Raw genomic sequence first — 15,880 nt, 5'->3', positions numbered from 1 at the left:
AGGATTGAAAGTAATAGTCAGGTGTATTTGGAGATTATCGTGTTTATCTTAACTTGTGGTATACTGCTGCTATGAATTTTAATTTCTTTAAAAGGCGCAAAGGCAAACTTATGCAACCCACAACAAGAGTATACAGAAAACAGATCATTGAAGGTGTCTCCATTCCTGCCCTTATTCATAACGACAGCTATTTCTTTACAGATCTGGATGTATATGAAGATGGAAGGGTAAGCTGCTGGAATTTTGAAGATCTGGAGCATTTTAAAAAGGATGTCCGTAGGGGATGGGTAGCGCTCAGCGTCCCTGAGAATGAATATATTAGCATTCACGGACTAGGCAAGTGGTCTGTCAAAAATGCGTCATGGACATTTGATAGCGAAACCTTCATTGAATATGTATCATCGCTGATAAAGGAATTGAATCCTCATATGGAAAACATTTTCAAATACCGTCAGAAGGTTGTAAAAGGTGTCCGGATAGGGGAAACAGGAACAGGAATTATTTACAAGCCTGAAAACCCGAAGGATATATTTCCGGAGAAGATTGAAGGCAATAGTACGAATTTGCTTTACAGGTCAGGGGATGAATATTATCTCGTCAAAGCAACGGTCTTTGCAGATCTAAAGATCAGTTTAAATCGTTTGGAGAAGCCGCTGGACCTCACATTCGCGGAATTGCAGGAACTGGTTGATAAAAAAGTAGTGCTTACGGAATTGCCGGCACAGGCAAGAGTATGCATTTATGGGCTTGGTAGTTTCAATATCGGGGAATGTGGGTATGTGATTGCCATTGATCAGAAACTATTGGAAATACAGGATCAGCTGCGCGAATTAAGAGGTGAACCGGGTTCAAAACAGATTTGCATTGAGGCTTACAATAAGTATTTAGAAAACCCTGTCTCAGAGAACAAAGAGCAACTGAAAGTCAGTTATGAAAATGTGCCCGCCCACGAAAGAATGTATCTGGGGGATATGGACACTAAAGATATACCCATAAGAATGATCATTTATGGTGAGCAGGAAATCGAAAACTGGTCACACTATAGGGTCGCGAAGGCCCGGGGCATGGAGCTTCCTGTAATCAGGATTCCGAAACAAAAAGATTAAAAATCTCCGGCTGCAAGAGAAGCATAAAAAACAAAAAGTCCTGAAAACTGTTTCTATCACAGCTTTCAGGACTTCCCTTTATTAACTTATAATAATTTTACATTTTAACGCCGCCTTCAATCACTCCTGTCAGTTTCTTCTCCACTAATTTCTCTCCGTCATAAAACGAAACAGTCGCCTCATTTCTTATCGCAAACTGTGACCCTTTCCAATACGCCACATAGCCTTTGAAGTTTTCCAGTTTCAGTATTGTGCCGGTAGCATTTTTCTGTACCTGAACGTATGCCAGCGGTGGTGCGTCCTCTTTACCAAGATTTATGTAAAAGGTATAATAGTAGTCAGCATCTTTCTGATATCCTATTTCAGTAAAAGTTGCCTTAGCAACCTTTGCATCTGCAGCATTTCCAAAAACGAATGATAACGTAGAAACAGCAACGCAAAATAGTAGGGTGAGTAGCTTTTTGTTCATAGGCCTTGTCTTTTTGATAGAATTTTTGTTATCTCCGGATACAATTTAACAAATTATTATATATAAGATGCCTTTTTATTACGTATGGGGAAAAAATTTTTTTTCACGGATACGCTCATACGGGGAATATTTTTATTCAATAGGTGATAATCAATTGATTTACCGAAAATACTTGACTGTGGCTACTATAAAGGAATTTTATCCCGATGACCATTTAAACGCCGGAAACAAAATCAGTTATGCAATTTTTAGGTCCTGGTGCCCGAAAATCACTTTACCGGCACAAAAAGAAATACTTTAAAATTTTTTTTAACGCTTGTAAGCGTATCGGGTAAAAAATCTTGTCATATAGTCAAACGAATAATTCAAACGATAATGCGCATTTGTCTTTTTGATTATCTCCAACATTCATATAGCATTTTATAAAGGTTATAACAGATGAACAGAATTTTGATGTTTCTCGTGGCGTGTTTGATATCGATGCCAATGTTTGCTCAGACAAGTTTCTATATCAGGGGGCAACTCGGGAAACTACCAGCTCCGGCAGTGGTTTATTTAGGCTATTCAGTAGATGGTGATGTTGTATATGACTCAGCATATGTAGAGAATGGATTTTTCAAGATCATGCAGTACGTACCTTACCCGGTAAACGCACTGTTAATGGTAAGCCGCAATGGTGAACCATTGAACTTTTTCAGCGCAAAGAATGTGGCGCATTTGTATATCGAGCCTGGCGCCAACATCTGGCTGACTTCCGATGAAGATATTTCAAACTTCGAATCGACCGGGAGTAAGACACAGGATGAATACGTAATATATCAGACGTTCATGGCTGAGATCAATGCTAAGATTGACAAGCTGACGGAAGAATCGTCCAACACGATGTTCTCTGACGTTAGTACCCAGGGAATGGCTGCAAAGAGAAATTATATGGAGCGTTTCCGTGCTGCCATGGACGAGCGGAAAATGAAAATGAAGGAGTTTATCCAGCAGAATCCTGAAATGTACATCAGCATTGATGTACTGGATGAATATGCAGGCGCCTTTGTAGAATATAGTGAGGTGGAACCACTTTATAGAATATTAAGTGATAAAACCAAAAAGACTACACGTGGAAAGGCCTTTCAGAAGAAACTACTTGAGTCAAAACAGGCTGCTGTAGGTACTGAAGCGCCCGACTTTACACAGAAGGACCCCGATGGCAATAAAGTGACACTCTCTTCCTTCAAAGGAAAGCTTGTACTGTTGAACTTCTGGGGTAGCTGGAACTCCGCTTCCAGGATTGAGAACCAGGAAATGAAACAGATATTGAAGGCTTATGACAGCAAGAAAATTGTGGTGATCAACGTAGGTCTGGAAGGGCGTAGGGAACAGTGGACCAAGGCGCTTGAGGAAGACAGGCTGACCGGTTATAATGTTTCTGATGTGAAGTTCATGAAGAATGAAGTAGCGCTGTTGTACAAAGTTTCTGCTGTGCCTCAGAACGTACTGATAGATGAGACAGGAAAGATCATCGCCAGGAATCTGAAAGGCAATCAGCTGGAAGAGAAGCTAAACAGCTTAATCGGTAAAAAGTGATCAAGTAATATATAAACGGGGACTATCTGAATGGGATCGCTGCCTTACATTTTGCAACAATAAAAGGATGCTGTCTCAGGGCAACCTTGGCAGCGGTTCCGTTCAGTTTATTATTCCCGGGGTTGCACCCCGGGTTACAAACAAGGGGACTCCTACGGAGTCCAATTAGTGTAACGTTCAGACAAATTTTCGCTGTAAGACATCTGCCGTCGTTTTCGCGATATACATACCCACCGTTATTGGCTGTTCGTTTATCAGTGGCGTCTTTAACTTATTAGAACTGTCTACATCCTGCATAAAGGAAGATACGCTCACAATATTATTCTCATGACACCTGGCGCAATAGTGCAGTGTTACTTTCATAACAGGTTTCTGCGCTGCATATATTGGTGTTAGCTTCTTTACAAACACCAATTGGGGCAGGAAGCGGTATTGATGATCTTCTCCTCCCATTTCTTTCAGCAGATGGAAATTTTCTATTTCCGTTTCCAGCAGGTGGGATGCCTGTTGCGTATAGAATTGTTTACAATCTTCACAGAAATAGTCTTTGGAAGCGGTGATCCATTTTGCCGTAAACATAAATCCCGCTAGTTCCGCTATATAACACAGGTATTGAAATCCTCCGCTAAGAAAAGAGCGACCCATATCTAATTGATCTCCCCGGGCATTAATGATCTTTAAAGTGGTCAGCGGATTAAAAAGACCTCCCCAGAAAGAATACCCATAATGCCAGTGCTGGTTGAAAAAGGCCCATTGTGATGACCAGGTCAGGTAACAGAGCAACACTACAATGGCGGTATTGAGCTTTGTGTGCCTGCTTTGACTATGATAAAGAATAATGGTGAATGCAGCGGCGCTACCAAACATTGCCAGGGCCAGTATAATAAAATTGAGATATACAAATGGGTTGATCCGGCCGAGAATATAATACAGCCACCCAATGAAGATGGCCAGTAGTATACCAACCAATGTTGAAATGCCCAGGCGTTTGGGTATGAACTGGCCTGAGGCCTTATAATAGGTACCCGGAGTGTGCATAGGAACAGGGGGATTTATCTGATAAATAATTGGCATGCAATATAAGGAGGATAACTATAGTTTTTTGTATTTTTAGCTGGATAACAATTTAAGCAGCTAAAGGGAAACAGCGGTTTTACGCATGCAGCCAGATACCGATAACGACCTGTTATTACGGATGAAAAAGGGCGATGAAAGCGCCTTCAGAGAGTTATATGACCGCCATAGCAGGCAGGTGGCCGCGTTTGTATTCCATCTGACCCATTCGGCTGTCGACGCAGAAGACATCCTGCAGGACACCTTTCTGAAATTATGGGCCAACCGGGAACAACTACCGCCTATCGTCAATCCCGGTAATTACATCTTTATTATCGCCAGGAATAAAACCCTGGACCATCTCCGGAAAATAGCCCAACAGCAAAAGCTGGTGGATCATGTATGGTCCAATATCTCTGGCGTGGCAGATGCCCTGGACCTGCAACTGGACGCCCGGGAAAGTCAGCAACTCATTAATGCCGCCCTTTCCAGGCTTACGGAACAACAGCGAACTATCTTCTATTTAAGCCGGCAGGAAGGGCTGGACCACGCCACCATTGCAGCGCGCCTGAAATTATCTAAAAGCCGGGTGAAAAATGTACAGGTGGAAACCTTACGTTTTCTCCGTCAATTCCTGTCCCGGCATTCGGAGTTATTGTTTATCCTGTTCGTGCTGACCACTTCCTGAAAAAAAAGTTTGCATATCCACGGTCCTTCTTTCTTTCACATCCGTCTTTACTGTATATGCCTGATCATCAAACAAGAATTGCTTATCTCTTAGAACGTTATGTAAATAAATCATGCAGCCGGGAAGAGCTGGATGAGCTTTTTGCTGCCATCGGTAAGGGAGATGATCCGGAAACGCTGGATCGTTTCCTGGAGGAGCGCTGGCACGCTGAACTGCCGGTGCCGGATATTGATTATGAACAGGCATACCAGCAAATAAGACCCGTTTTACGGCCCCACCGGACACTGATCATCCTGAAACGGATAGCGGTGGCAGCTGCGGTCCTCCTGCTGGCAGGTGCTGCCTACTGGCTCCTGGGACGCAGACAGGCCACACAGCGGCCGGAACTGGCAGCGCAGGCTAGTCTGGCAGGGATTGTACCGGGGCGCAATAGGGCAATGCTGACCCTGGCAGATGGATCAGTAGTAACGCTGGACAGTAGCGGAAAGCAGGTGATCAGGCAGGGGGGCGTTGCTATTCAGCAGCAGAACGGACAGTTATTATATGCCAATCAACCAATAGACGGCAGCGTACACTACAACATACTGACTACGCCCCGGGGAGGGCAATTCAGAGTGGTATTGCCCGATGGCACCAAAGCATGGCTGAACTCAGCCTCCATGTTACGTTACCCTACCGCTTTTACCGGCGGGGAGAGGGTTGTGGAACTGGACGGACAGGGATATTTTGAGGTAGCCGCCAATGCCCGACAGCCATTTAAGGTAAAAGTGCATAATATGGAAGTACAGGTATTGGGTACCGACTTCGATATTATGGCTTACAGGGACGAAACCACTATTAATACCACCTTACTGACAGGCAGCATTCAGGTGAAGGAAGGCAACAGTGAACAACTATTACGCCCCGGCCAACAGGCGGTAATCAACAACGACGACCATCAGCTTACGGTCAGAACAGCAGACATCAGAAAAGTAACCGCGTGGAAGAACGGATTGTTTGTATTCAATAACATGACTTTGCCCGCTATTCTGAGGGAAGTGGCCCGCTGGTATGATGTGGATATTGTCTACACGACCAGTCCCGGAACGGAATTGTATGGAGGCGGTATTGGAAGGAACCTGCAACTGGCCGATATACTGGCCTTGCTGGAAGGAAACGGCTATAATCATTTCAAGGTCGAAGGAAGAAAGGTAATCGTATTACCATAGTAAATATCAACCAGGAGGACAATCAAATAAACCGGAGATGCTCGCAACACCTCCGGCAAGTTATCTGGTATCCTCAAATAAATCGCTGTAAGACCATTTAAGTACCACCAAACACTGCAAAAGTATGCATTTCGACTGTTATGTACAGGCCCGCTCTATGCGCGGGCTATCAACCAAAATTTGCCTGGTTATGAAACTGACCACGTTCCTGCTGCTGGTAACCATCCTGCATGTGAGTGCTGCCGGGTATTCCCAGAAGGTGACTTTAAACGCGAAAAATATGCCCCTGCGGGATGTATTCGCAGAGATCATCACCCAGACCGGTGTATCTATCGTATACTCGGAAAAGGTGCTCGCCAATACTGCTCCCGTTACCTTCCAGGTGAAAGATGCTTCTGTACAGGAAGTGCTGGACCTCAGCCTTCGCAACCAGCAGATAGTATATGCACTTGAAGGAAAGAATTTTGTTATTAAAAAGCTGCCTCCCCCGGGAAATGAGCTGGTGCCCGTTGCTGATTCGCTGATTACTGCCAGGGGGATGATCAGCACCGCTAATAATGTGCCATTGCCCGGCGCCACCATACTGGTGAAAGGCACTAAAAAAGGTACGCAGACTGATGGTCAGGGGCGTTTCGTATTGCGCGATCTGCGCCCGGGAGATGTACTGGTGATCAGTAATATAGGCTTCGCTACCAAAGAAATTGCTGCGGCTACGCAGATCAATCTGCAGCTGGAAGAAGATACCCGCAATTTTAATGAAGTAGTGGTGGTGGGGTATAGCGACAAAAAGAAAAGTGAGCTGACCAGTGCTGTGAGTGTCGTATCGTCTGAGAAACTGAAAGACGTTACCACTAATGACGTAGGCAGCATGTTGCAGGGAAAGGTGGCCGGTCTGCAGGTGGTGAACAGTTCCGGCGTGCCGGGTACAGCGGCCGAACTCCGCCTGAGAGGCGTGTCTTCTGTGAATGCTTCACAAAGCCCTTTATTTGTAGTAGATGGTATCATTGGCGGTAACTATGACCCCAATGACGTTGAAAGTATCACCGTATTGAAAGACGCCGGCGCCACCGCCATGTACGGCTCGCAGGCCAATGCAGGGGTGATCATCGTCACAACGAAAAAGGCTAAACTGGGTAAAACCCGCTTTGAGGCAAAAGTAACCACCGGCTTCCGCAAACCGGACTTTGGCAAGATGAAGATGATGAATGGCAGTGAGCTGTATGAACGTCACAAAGAATTCTACCGGGACTATATCCCTGGTACGGATAACAACTCCTACAAGATCGATATCCTCAAGTTTTACGCCGAAAGACCAAGGACCCTGCGCGATCAGAATTATAGCTGGCTGAATACCATGTTCGAAACAGCCCCTATGCAGAATATCTATTTATCAGCCACCGGCAGCACAGAGAAAAGTGAATACTATACCGGTATTTCCTATTATAATGAAAAGGGCACTTTCATGAATACCGGGTACCAGCGTATTAACCTGCGTGGAAATTCTACCTATCATTTCTCTAAACAGGTGAGTGTCACCAATAATATCAACATCAGTGGATCTACCGGTAAAAGTTATAACTATGATGATGTATACTATGCTTATCTGAATATGCCATGGGATAATCCCTATGATGCCAAAGGTCAGCCGGTATATGTAGATGGTAATGCTACTTTTAAATGGTGGTCCAGGGATAAGGTCAATCCCATACACACCATTAAGAACTCGAACCACCCTTATAAGAACTTTGACGTCAACTACGACCTGGGACTGAATGTAAATATCACCGACTGGCTGTCTTTTTCCAGCAGTAACAGGGCGGCTGTGAGTTATAATAAGGGAAGCGATTATTATTCATCCGTGGTAGCCGGACAATATAATGGTACCGGTTTCCTGAATGAGCTGAGCACTTTATCCTACGGGATCATTTCCAATGACCTGTTGAAGTTTAATTTCCGTAAAGGGGATCATACCATCAGTGGTCTGGCCGGTATCGCAATAGAGAACAGTAAAACAGAAATATTGGGCGCCTCCGGTAAAGGATTGCCGGAAGGATTGAAAGTGCTGAATGTCGTGTCTAACAACCAGCTGGTGACGGGCTCCAATGATCAGGCTATTATACAATCTTTTATCTCACAGCTGAACTATAGTTACCGGGATAAATATTTCCTGACAGGATCCTATCGTGTAGATGGTTCCACGGCGTTCCCTTCTAACCGTCGTTACGGTTCTTTCCCCGCGGTATCTGCGGGCTGGCAGATCAGTAACGAGGACTTCCTGCTGGGGAATAAGCTGTTCAGCAACCTGAAACTGCGAGCCAGCTATGGTGTAACGGGTACACAGGATATAGGCTCTTCCCGTTACCTGGGACTTTATTCACTGAGTAGCCAGTATAACGGCGGTACCGCTGCCACGCCTTCGCAATTGCCTAGTCAGGACCTGACCTGGGAAAGCAAAAGACAACTGAACCTGGGCCTGGATATAGGCTTGTTTAACAGGATCAATCTGACGATAGATGCTTATAACAACGTGACCAATAAACTGCTGTTGCAGGTACCGCAACCATTGTCCGTAGGCTTTGAACAGCGTTGGGAGAATGTGGGTCGGGTGATTAATAATGGTATTGAGTTTACCATCAGCACGATCAATATCAAGTCGAACGATTTTGAGTGGACGACAGACCTGAACCTCAACTATAACACTAATAAACTGAAAGACCTGCCCAGCGATATTACCCGTACACAGCCTACCTGGAGCATTTCCCAGATATACCGGAATGATGGCAACCTGTATGAGTTTTACATGCCTAAATGGCTGGGGGTAAATAAAGAAACAGGTGCGCCTCAATGGGAAGTGATTAACCGGGACGCCAATGGAAAAGAGATCTCCCGTGCTGCCACTTCTGATTATGCCAGTGCTACTTACCAGGAAGTGGGTTCTGCGTTGCCTAAGCTGCAGGGAGGCTTTACCTCACAATGGACATATAAGAATCTCTCCCTCAGTGTGAATGCCTATTACCTGACAGGTAATAAGGTGTTCAGCAATAGCTTACGTTTCGTGATGAATGATGGTAATGAGCCTTACTACAACCAGATCAAACTGCCATCAGGGTATAAGATCTGGACACATCCGGGAGATGTGGCTACAGAGCCTAGTCCGCAGAATGCTGCTAACTCCACGGAGACGTCTACGCGTTACCTGAAAGACGGCGACTTCCTCGCCATCCGTAATATTTCACTGTCATACAAGCTGCCAAAGCTATGGATAAACCGCTGGCATATGGATGGTGTCACGCTTTCCCTGACGGCAGACAATGTATATACGTTCACGAAGTTTCTCGGACAGGACCCTGCTACCACTATTACCTCCGGCAGTTATGTAATGCCTGGCGTATCGGATTTCAAGTATCCGAACAACCGCCAGTATCTGTTTAACATCAATATCAGGTTCTAGTAAACTACCAGCACATGACAACAAGATTTCTCCTTATCATACTCACTTTCCCTTTACTGTTCGGCAGTTGTCTGAAGGATATCAATCCCAGCGATTCGCTGACTACGGGAACGATCACACAAACCACACAGGGATTGAAGCAGGCGCTGAATGGCGCATATGCGCTGTTCAAGGATCATGTGGAGTTCAACGGCACTACAGACCTGAACAATATGTACCTGCGGCAATATTTTCAGATGAGTGATTTTGCCAGTGATGATATTGTCTGCGCACAAACCACTACCGATCCGCTGTATTACAGTTTCTCGCTGAACCATACGCCTACGCAGACGAACAGCCGTTATTTCTGGTATATCTCCTACAAGATCATCAATGATGTGAATACGGTGATAGAAGCGGCAGAAGGTATTCAGAACCCGGATGCAACCGTGAAACAACTAATAGGGGAGTGCTACTTTTTAAGAGCTTTCTGTCACTTCAACCTGGCAAAGTTCTATGCCCGTCCTTATGCAGAAAATGCCGCCGCAGACGGTATTATTCTGCGCACTTCTACCAGTGATCCTTCTTCCAAGGCACGGTCGACCGTAGCAGCCGTATATGCGTCCATCATCGCAGATGCAGCAAAGGGCGCTGAGCTGATGGGCCAGCAGCGCGGTGTACAGTATGCTTCTCAGGAGGCTGCATGGGCATTGTTGTCAAGGGCCTATCTCTATAAGGGCGATAATGACAGTACTATTTATTATAGCAATAAAGTGATCAATTCCGGTAGGTTCTCGCTGGAAACTGCGGCAGGTTATACCTCTATGTTTGCCAACGCAGGTGGTAGTAAAGAAACGATCCTTTGTGTGGCTTTCACTACTGTGGATGATTATGGTAAGGCAGGTTCCATTGCTTCTATGATCTACTCTGACGGTAATTCCGGCTGGGGAGAAGAGTTTGCTTCGCAGTCGCTGCGTGATACCATGTCCGCTCATCCGGAAGATGTACGCTGGTCTTACATTGTACCATTGAAAGACGGATCAGGGAATCTGGAGAAAAAGAACGGCATTGAGACATATTATATCATGAAGTTCTCCGGCCAGGGAGGTAGTCCGACGCTCAGTTCTCCGATACTCTTCCGCCTGGCGGAAATGTACCTCAACAGGGCAGAAGCAGCAGCCAAAGCCGGGAATACCACTGCTGCATTGGAGGATGTGGACATGATCAGGAAGAACCGCGGATTACAGAACGCATTGTATAACGGACAGCTACCTGCCGGCAAAACAGCATTGGAAACAGTGTTGAAAGAAAGGAGGATAGAGCTGGCCTTTGAAGGGCATCGCACATTTGATGTGTACCGCAATAAACTGAGTATGAACAGGACGTACTGGGGCTATCATCTGCCAGGGCTAAAGGAGTCTGATATAGATCTCAGTAAGAAACCGGCAGGATATCAGAATATGATCATTGCCCCCAACAATAACAGGGTGGTCTATTACATCCCGATCGATGAAACCCAGACCAACAAACTGTGCTCACAGAATCCTTAATTCATCTCAGTAAAACCTGATCACTATGCGTTTATCCAGATATATCTTATTCATGTTTGTCGCAGGGCTGATGAGTGCCTGCAGTGACGATAAAGTAACACCGGATGCGGATGTTTTTTATGAAGTCAGCATCAGTGGTAATGATGTGACCTTTACGAACAAGACGGCCGGCGCTGTATCTTACAAATGGGATTTCGGGGACGGGACCACTTCGGAAGAAGAAAGTCCGGTACACACCTATCCCGGCAAGGGCAAATACGTGCCTACCCTGTATGCGACCACAAAAGACGGAAAGGTGACTGAGGGAGCCACGGTATTGTACATAGCCAAGACGTCTCCTGTAAAAATGGATGACAATTCCCTGGCCGACTGGGATCATGTGACGGATCATGAGATCACTTCCGGTGCCACAGAAAAGTATTTTAGACGGGCAAAATTCGATTATGATGCCTCTTATGTCTATGTATACCTCGAAATGAATTCAAAGGCGGAAAATGCCGATATATTCGATTTTTATATGGACACCGATAACAATCCGGCAACAGGCCTGATGACCGGTACTTTTCCTGAAGGTGGATATGATGTGTTGCTGGAAGGAGCGGTGCTGGCTGACTGGTTTGATGCCTTCTATCACAAGGGCGCTCAGAATGCCTTCACTTTTGACGCTTCCGGTGTGACGGAGTTTTATACCCTGGGTACAAAACAGCAGGATGGGGGCGTACTGAAGTTTGAGCTGCGCTTGTCCCGTGCAAAGCTGAAAGGCCTGGCGGCTGCGACAGGCATGCGCATCGGTATAGAGGCGACAAAAGGCGACTGGTCTGCTACCCTCGGCGATATGCCTGACAAGGGACAGTCTTCCGTGCTGATTAACTTTGAGTAATACTAACCAATTAACCCAACAAGAAATAATGGAAAAACAAACCGGCCGTTTATTATCGCTGGATGTCATGCGTGGAGTGATCATGATATTACTGGCGGGCGAAAGTTGCCGGGTATATGAGTCGATCAAAGACTGGCATGACAATGCTTTTATCCGGCAATTCTTTCACCATCCCTGGCATGGTTTGCGATTCTGGGATCTGGTGCAACCTGCGTTCATGTTCATGGCGGGTACGGCCATGTATATATCCTTTGAAAGCAAGCGCCGCAAAGGCGTCAGCTGGGAACAGAATTTTAAACACATCGCGATACGCAGTGCAAAGCTCTTCCTGTTCGGAACGGGCCTGCACTGCGTATATGCGGGTAAACTGGTGTGGGAGCTGTGGAATGTGCTGACACAATTGTCGGTAACGGGTATCATTGCCTACCTGGTGATTGGCCGGTCCTATTCCTTCCAGATCTGCACAGGCTTCTTCCTGATCATCTTGAACGATGTGCTATATCGTAATATCCTGATACCCGGGTTTGACCAGCCTTTTGTGGAGTACCACAATTTCGGGGCTTATATGGATACCTTGCTGATGGGAAAGATCAATCCGGATGGCTGGGTAGCCATCAATATCATTCCTACGGCTGCGCATACAGTGTGGGGCGTGACGGCAGGGAAGCTATTATCTTCGGCAGTCGACGGCAAACGTAAAGTGGGCATACTCGCCCTGGCAGGAGCAATATTACTCTGTCTGGGATTTGGCGCTGACCTGACAGGACTGTCGCCCATCATAAAACGGATCAGTACCGCCGGATTTGTACTGGCATCTGCCGGATGGGTATCGCTCATCTTATCCTTCCTTTATTGGTGGATAGATATAAAGGATCATCAGCGTTATACATGGATAGCCGTTGTCGTTGGAATGAACGCTATTTTCATTTACCTGTTCTTCGAGACAGTCGGCGCGCAATGGGTAAATGGCGTGGTCGGCATCTTTATACCATGGCATATACCGGCTGCGCTGGCAACCTGGGCACTGGAGTGGTACCTGTGTTACTGGTTGTATAAAAAGAAGATCTTCTTCAAGCTGTAAAGATAGCTCATAACAATTTCTTAACCTTACCTGCTGACGGTAACCGCTTCATCTCGCAGTTCTTCTTATAAACAAGACAGCGAAGATGAAGCGAATCTATGCTATGGCAGGTGGGCTGCTGCTAACATTGTCAGCCGCCGCACAACAGACAGGTCATGTTGTATTGATCACGATTGACGGATTCCGTCCCGACTTCTACCAGGAAGCGTCCTGGGGTATGAACAATCTCCGGATGATGAAGGCGGACGGCGTATCTGCTGATGGTGTGAACTGTGTGTTTCCCAGCGTGACCTATCCCGACCACACTACGATCATTACTGGTGTAAAACCCGCCAAACACGGTATTTATTATAATGCACCTTTTGAGGAAGGAAAGGCGAGTGGCGTATGGTATTTCTATTATGACGGTATTAAGTCGCCTACCTTATATGATGCAGTACATAAAGCCGGTAAAACCAATGCCAATGTGATCTGGCCGGTAACGGTGGGTGGTCCGATAGACTATAACGTGCCGGATATCTGGCCGATAGAGAAGTCGACCGACAGGAGGGAAGCAACAGCCAAAGTAACCACGCCTGCAGGGCTCTGGCAGGAGTTACAGGACAATGCTACTGGTAAGCTCGGGGCGGATGATTTCGCTATGGTGAGGGAAGAACTGGTAATGGACGAGAACGTGGCAAGAATGGGCGCTTATATTATTACAAAATACAAACCTGCGTTTACCACCTTACACCTGGCCTGTACAGATCATTATGAGCATATGCAGGGCAGGGACGGGCTGCTGGTGAGAAAATCAGTAGCAGGCGCTGACAGGGCTATCGGGACCATCCTGGAAGCATTGATCAGGGCTGGTATCAAGGACAGTACTACTGTTATCGTGACCGGCGATCATGGTTTTGTGGACATTCAGCAGTCATTCTCTCCGAATGTATTACTGGCCGGGGCAGGGCTGATCACTGATATTGACAGTGGTAACTGGAAGGCGAGGTTTCATTCTGCAGGAGGGTCTGCTTTCTTACATCTGAAAGATAAGAAGGATAAGGCATCACTGGAAAAGGTAAAGGAGATCCTGGCGCATTTGCCGGCAGATCAGCAAAAACTGTTTAAAATTATAGACCGTAAACAACTGGATGCTATCGGGGCTGATCCTAATGCGGCATTGGCGCTGGCGGCAACGCCAGGTGTAACGATTGGTGGTGGTGTGAAGGGTGCTGTTGTAAAGGCGGCGAAGGGTGGCACACATGGTTTTTATCCTGATTTCCGTGAGATCCAGACGGGCTTTGTAGCATATGGAGCTGGTATAGCAAAAGGGAATACGGTGAAAGAGATGGACCTGACAGATATAGCACCTATTATCGCAAAGTTGTTAGGATTGTCATTTAACACGGCCGATGGGCATATTCCGGCGGGTGTATTGAAATAACGCAACCTCCTATCTATGAAATACCCATGTAAAAAGAAGCCTTTAAGTCCTGTATGGGATTTAAAGGCTTCTTACACTTGTACACCGGTCCGGATCAGGACTGCTTGTCAAAGCTTACCATCCAGTTAATACCGAACTTGTCGGTCAGCATACCGAACAGTGGCGACCAGAAAGTAGGAGTCAGTGGCATAGTTGTTTTACCGCCTGCAACAAGGCCATCGAATAATTTCTTTGTTTCCTCTTCAGAATTGGCAGTGATGGAAATGGAGAAGTTATTACCCACTACAACATCGCCCATTCCGGAACCATTATCACTACCCATCAGCACGTCCCCCTTGTTGCCGATGGCCATTGACACGTGCATGATTTTGTTCTCATCAGCAGTCGGGCATTCCTGCCCTGCTTCCGCCGGCATGTCCTTGAATTTTGAAATCATTTGGAATTCTACGCCAAACACAGACTTGTAGTAATTAAAAGCTTCCTCGCAGTTACCATTAAAGATCAGATAAGGGTTAATTGCAGCCATATCAATTTTTTTGAGTGTTAAAGAATACTTCTTTTGCGCGTTATGGAATAATTCAAATGTAGACTGATAATCAGATTCGAAGGATGGCCATATCAGACAATAATAGGGTGAGAACGCGTCATTATGCGGCTACTCATGACCTGTCCCAGAAATGAGGAGGTTCAATGCCCAATGCCCGCAGGTACACAAATCCCTGTGCCCTGTGATGGATCTCGTTGTCAATAAAGTAAAACAGGAGGAATTGAATGGTACCTTCCCATTGTCCGAAGGCCAGCTCCACTTCATGAAATCTTTCAGGTTTGATCTGCGGCCATAAACGGTTAAGCTTTTCCGTTAGTTCATCCCAGAGATACAACAGTGCTTCCTTGGTCTTCGGAGCAGATACTGTTTCCTGCTCTCCATAGGGCTTCCATTGGCCGGTAATGATACCATCTATACCGGGATTGCCCATATTAAACATTTCAAGGGCCAGTTCTGCGAATGGACGCATGCCGCCTACAGAGAAGGTAAAAAGTTCGGTTTCCGGGAAGGCTTCAATGGTTCTGCGGGTCACCCTGCGATGTCCCTGCCAGTGCTCCAGGAGTTCCTGAGGGGTAATTACTGTGGCTGAAGTGATCAATTCCTGTGTCATGTCTTGTTGGGTTTTAATGATGAGTAATTTGCTTACAGTACAAAGGAAATCATGCAAAGTGACAACCCTATGTCAGCATCATTCCGGAGCTTTGAAAAAAAACACAAATTACCCGCAACAGGTTCACCGGAGCAGCAATAAAAGTGAAAAATACGGCATAGGGGTCGTGAACATTGATTATAAATGAGTTGAGGCCATATTGGCGCAGAAACACCAGGGGATTGCTATTACAGGTGATGTGGATAACTTGTATTGTG

The 15,880-nt window shown here is 46.0% G+C and carries 13 protein-coding genes; 9 read left to right on the top strand and 4 right to left on the bottom strand.

The annotated features are described in order from the left end of the window. Positions 1-110: 110 nt before the first annotated feature. On the top strand, positions 111-1,106 hold the full coding sequence (locus CLV42_RS23160; RefSeq protein ID WP_146154460.1) for a DUF7638 domain-containing protein: 996 nt from the start codon (positions 111-113) through the stop codon (positions 1,104-1,106). Between the two features lie 97 nt (positions 1,107-1,203). Here the strand turns inward: CLV42_RS23160 and CLV42_RS23155 are convergent, their stop codons facing one another. Then, entirely contained in the window at positions 1,204-1,575 is a 372-nt protein-coding gene (locus tag CLV42_RS23155; protein WP_106604306.1) for a hypothetical protein, read from the bottom strand. Between the two features lie 486 nt (positions 1,576-2,061). On the opposite strand from CLV42_RS23155, the gene CLV42_RS23150 reads away from it, so the two are divergent. Further along, the gene (locus CLV42_RS23150) at positions 2,062-3,153 is read left to right on the top strand and encodes a TlpA disulfide reductase family protein (protein ID WP_245901722.1); all 1,092 of its coding nucleotides are present in this window, start codon (positions 2,062-2,064) and stop codon (positions 3,151-3,153) included. A 177-nt stretch (positions 3,154-3,330) separates the two neighbouring features. Here the strand turns inward: CLV42_RS23150 and CLV42_RS23145 are convergent, their stop codons facing one another. Further along, positions 3,331-4,191 (bottom strand): hypothetical protein, encoded by an 861-nt coding sequence (locus CLV42_RS23145; protein WP_146154459.1) that lies wholly within the window; start codon positions 4,189-4,191, stop codon positions 3,331-3,333. A gap of 121 nt (positions 4,192-4,312) precedes the next feature. Between CLV42_RS23145 and CLV42_RS23140 the strand changes: the two genes are divergently transcribed. The 7 genes from CLV42_RS23140 to CLV42_RS23110 all read left to right on the top strand — a co-directional run bounded on the left by CLV42_RS23140 (position 4,313) and on the right by CLV42_RS23110 (position 14,466). Next, the gene (locus CLV42_RS23140) at positions 4,313-4,894 is read left to right on the top strand and encodes an RNA polymerase sigma factor (protein ID WP_106604303.1); all 582 of its coding nucleotides are present in this window, start codon (positions 4,313-4,315) and stop codon (positions 4,892-4,894) included. Between the two features lie 56 nt (positions 4,895-4,950). Further along, positions 4,951-6,102, top strand: coding sequence for a FecR family protein (locus tag CLV42_RS23135; RefSeq protein ID WP_106604302.1), 1,152 nt, complete (start codon positions 4,951-4,953; stop codon positions 6,100-6,102). A gap of 190 nt (positions 6,103-6,292) precedes the next feature. Further along, positions 6,293-9,553, top strand: coding sequence for a SusC/RagA family TonB-linked outer membrane protein (locus tag CLV42_RS23130; protein WP_106604301.1), 3,261 nt, complete (start codon positions 6,293-6,295; stop codon positions 9,551-9,553). 14 nt (positions 9,554-9,567) lie between these two features. After that, positions 9,568-11,082, top strand: coding sequence for a RagB/SusD family nutrient uptake outer membrane protein (locus CLV42_RS23125; RefSeq protein ID WP_106604300.1), 1,515 nt, complete (start codon positions 9,568-9,570; stop codon positions 11,080-11,082). Between the two features lie 25 nt (positions 11,083-11,107). Further along, entirely contained in the window at positions 11,108-11,962 is an 855-nt protein-coding gene (locus CLV42_RS23120; protein ID WP_106604299.1) for a PKD domain-containing protein, read from the top strand. A gap of 28 nt (positions 11,963-11,990) precedes the next feature. Then, positions 11,991-13,043, top strand: a complete 1,053-nt coding sequence (locus tag CLV42_RS23115) for an acyltransferase family protein (RefSeq protein WP_106604298.1) — start codon at positions 11,991-11,993, stop codon at positions 13,041-13,043. Between the two features lie 85 nt (positions 13,044-13,128). Beyond that, complete coding sequence (locus tag CLV42_RS23110; RefSeq protein WP_106604297.1) at positions 13,129-14,466, top strand: alkaline phosphatase family protein; 1,338 nt, start codon at positions 13,129-13,131, stop codon at positions 14,464-14,466. Positions 14,467-14,560: 94 nt separating this feature from the next. Here the strand turns inward: CLV42_RS23110 and CLV42_RS23105 are convergent, their stop codons facing one another. Together CLV42_RS23105 and CLV42_RS23100 are read right to left on the bottom strand one after the other, a co-directional pair. After that, positions 14,561-14,992 carry a VOC family protein gene (locus CLV42_RS23105; RefSeq protein ID WP_106604296.1) on the bottom strand — a complete coding sequence of 144 codons (432 nt, stop codon included), beginning with the start codon at positions 14,990-14,992 and terminating at the stop codon, positions 14,561-14,563. Positions 14,993-15,125: 133 nt separating this feature from the next. Beyond that, complete coding sequence (locus tag CLV42_RS23100; RefSeq protein WP_106604295.1) at positions 15,126-15,623, bottom strand: DinB family protein; 498 nt, start codon at positions 15,621-15,623, stop codon at positions 15,126-15,128. Positions 15,624-15,880 lie beyond the last annotated feature (257 nt).

This window comes from Chitinophaga ginsengisoli (genome assembly GCF_003014595.1).
Lineage (GTDB): Bacteria > Bacteroidota > Bacteroidia > Chitinophagales > Chitinophagaceae > Chitinophaga > Chitinophaga ginsengisoli.
The sequence above is the reverse complement of the archived record's forward strand: the minus strand, read 5'-3'. Positions and strand labels throughout refer to the sequence as shown.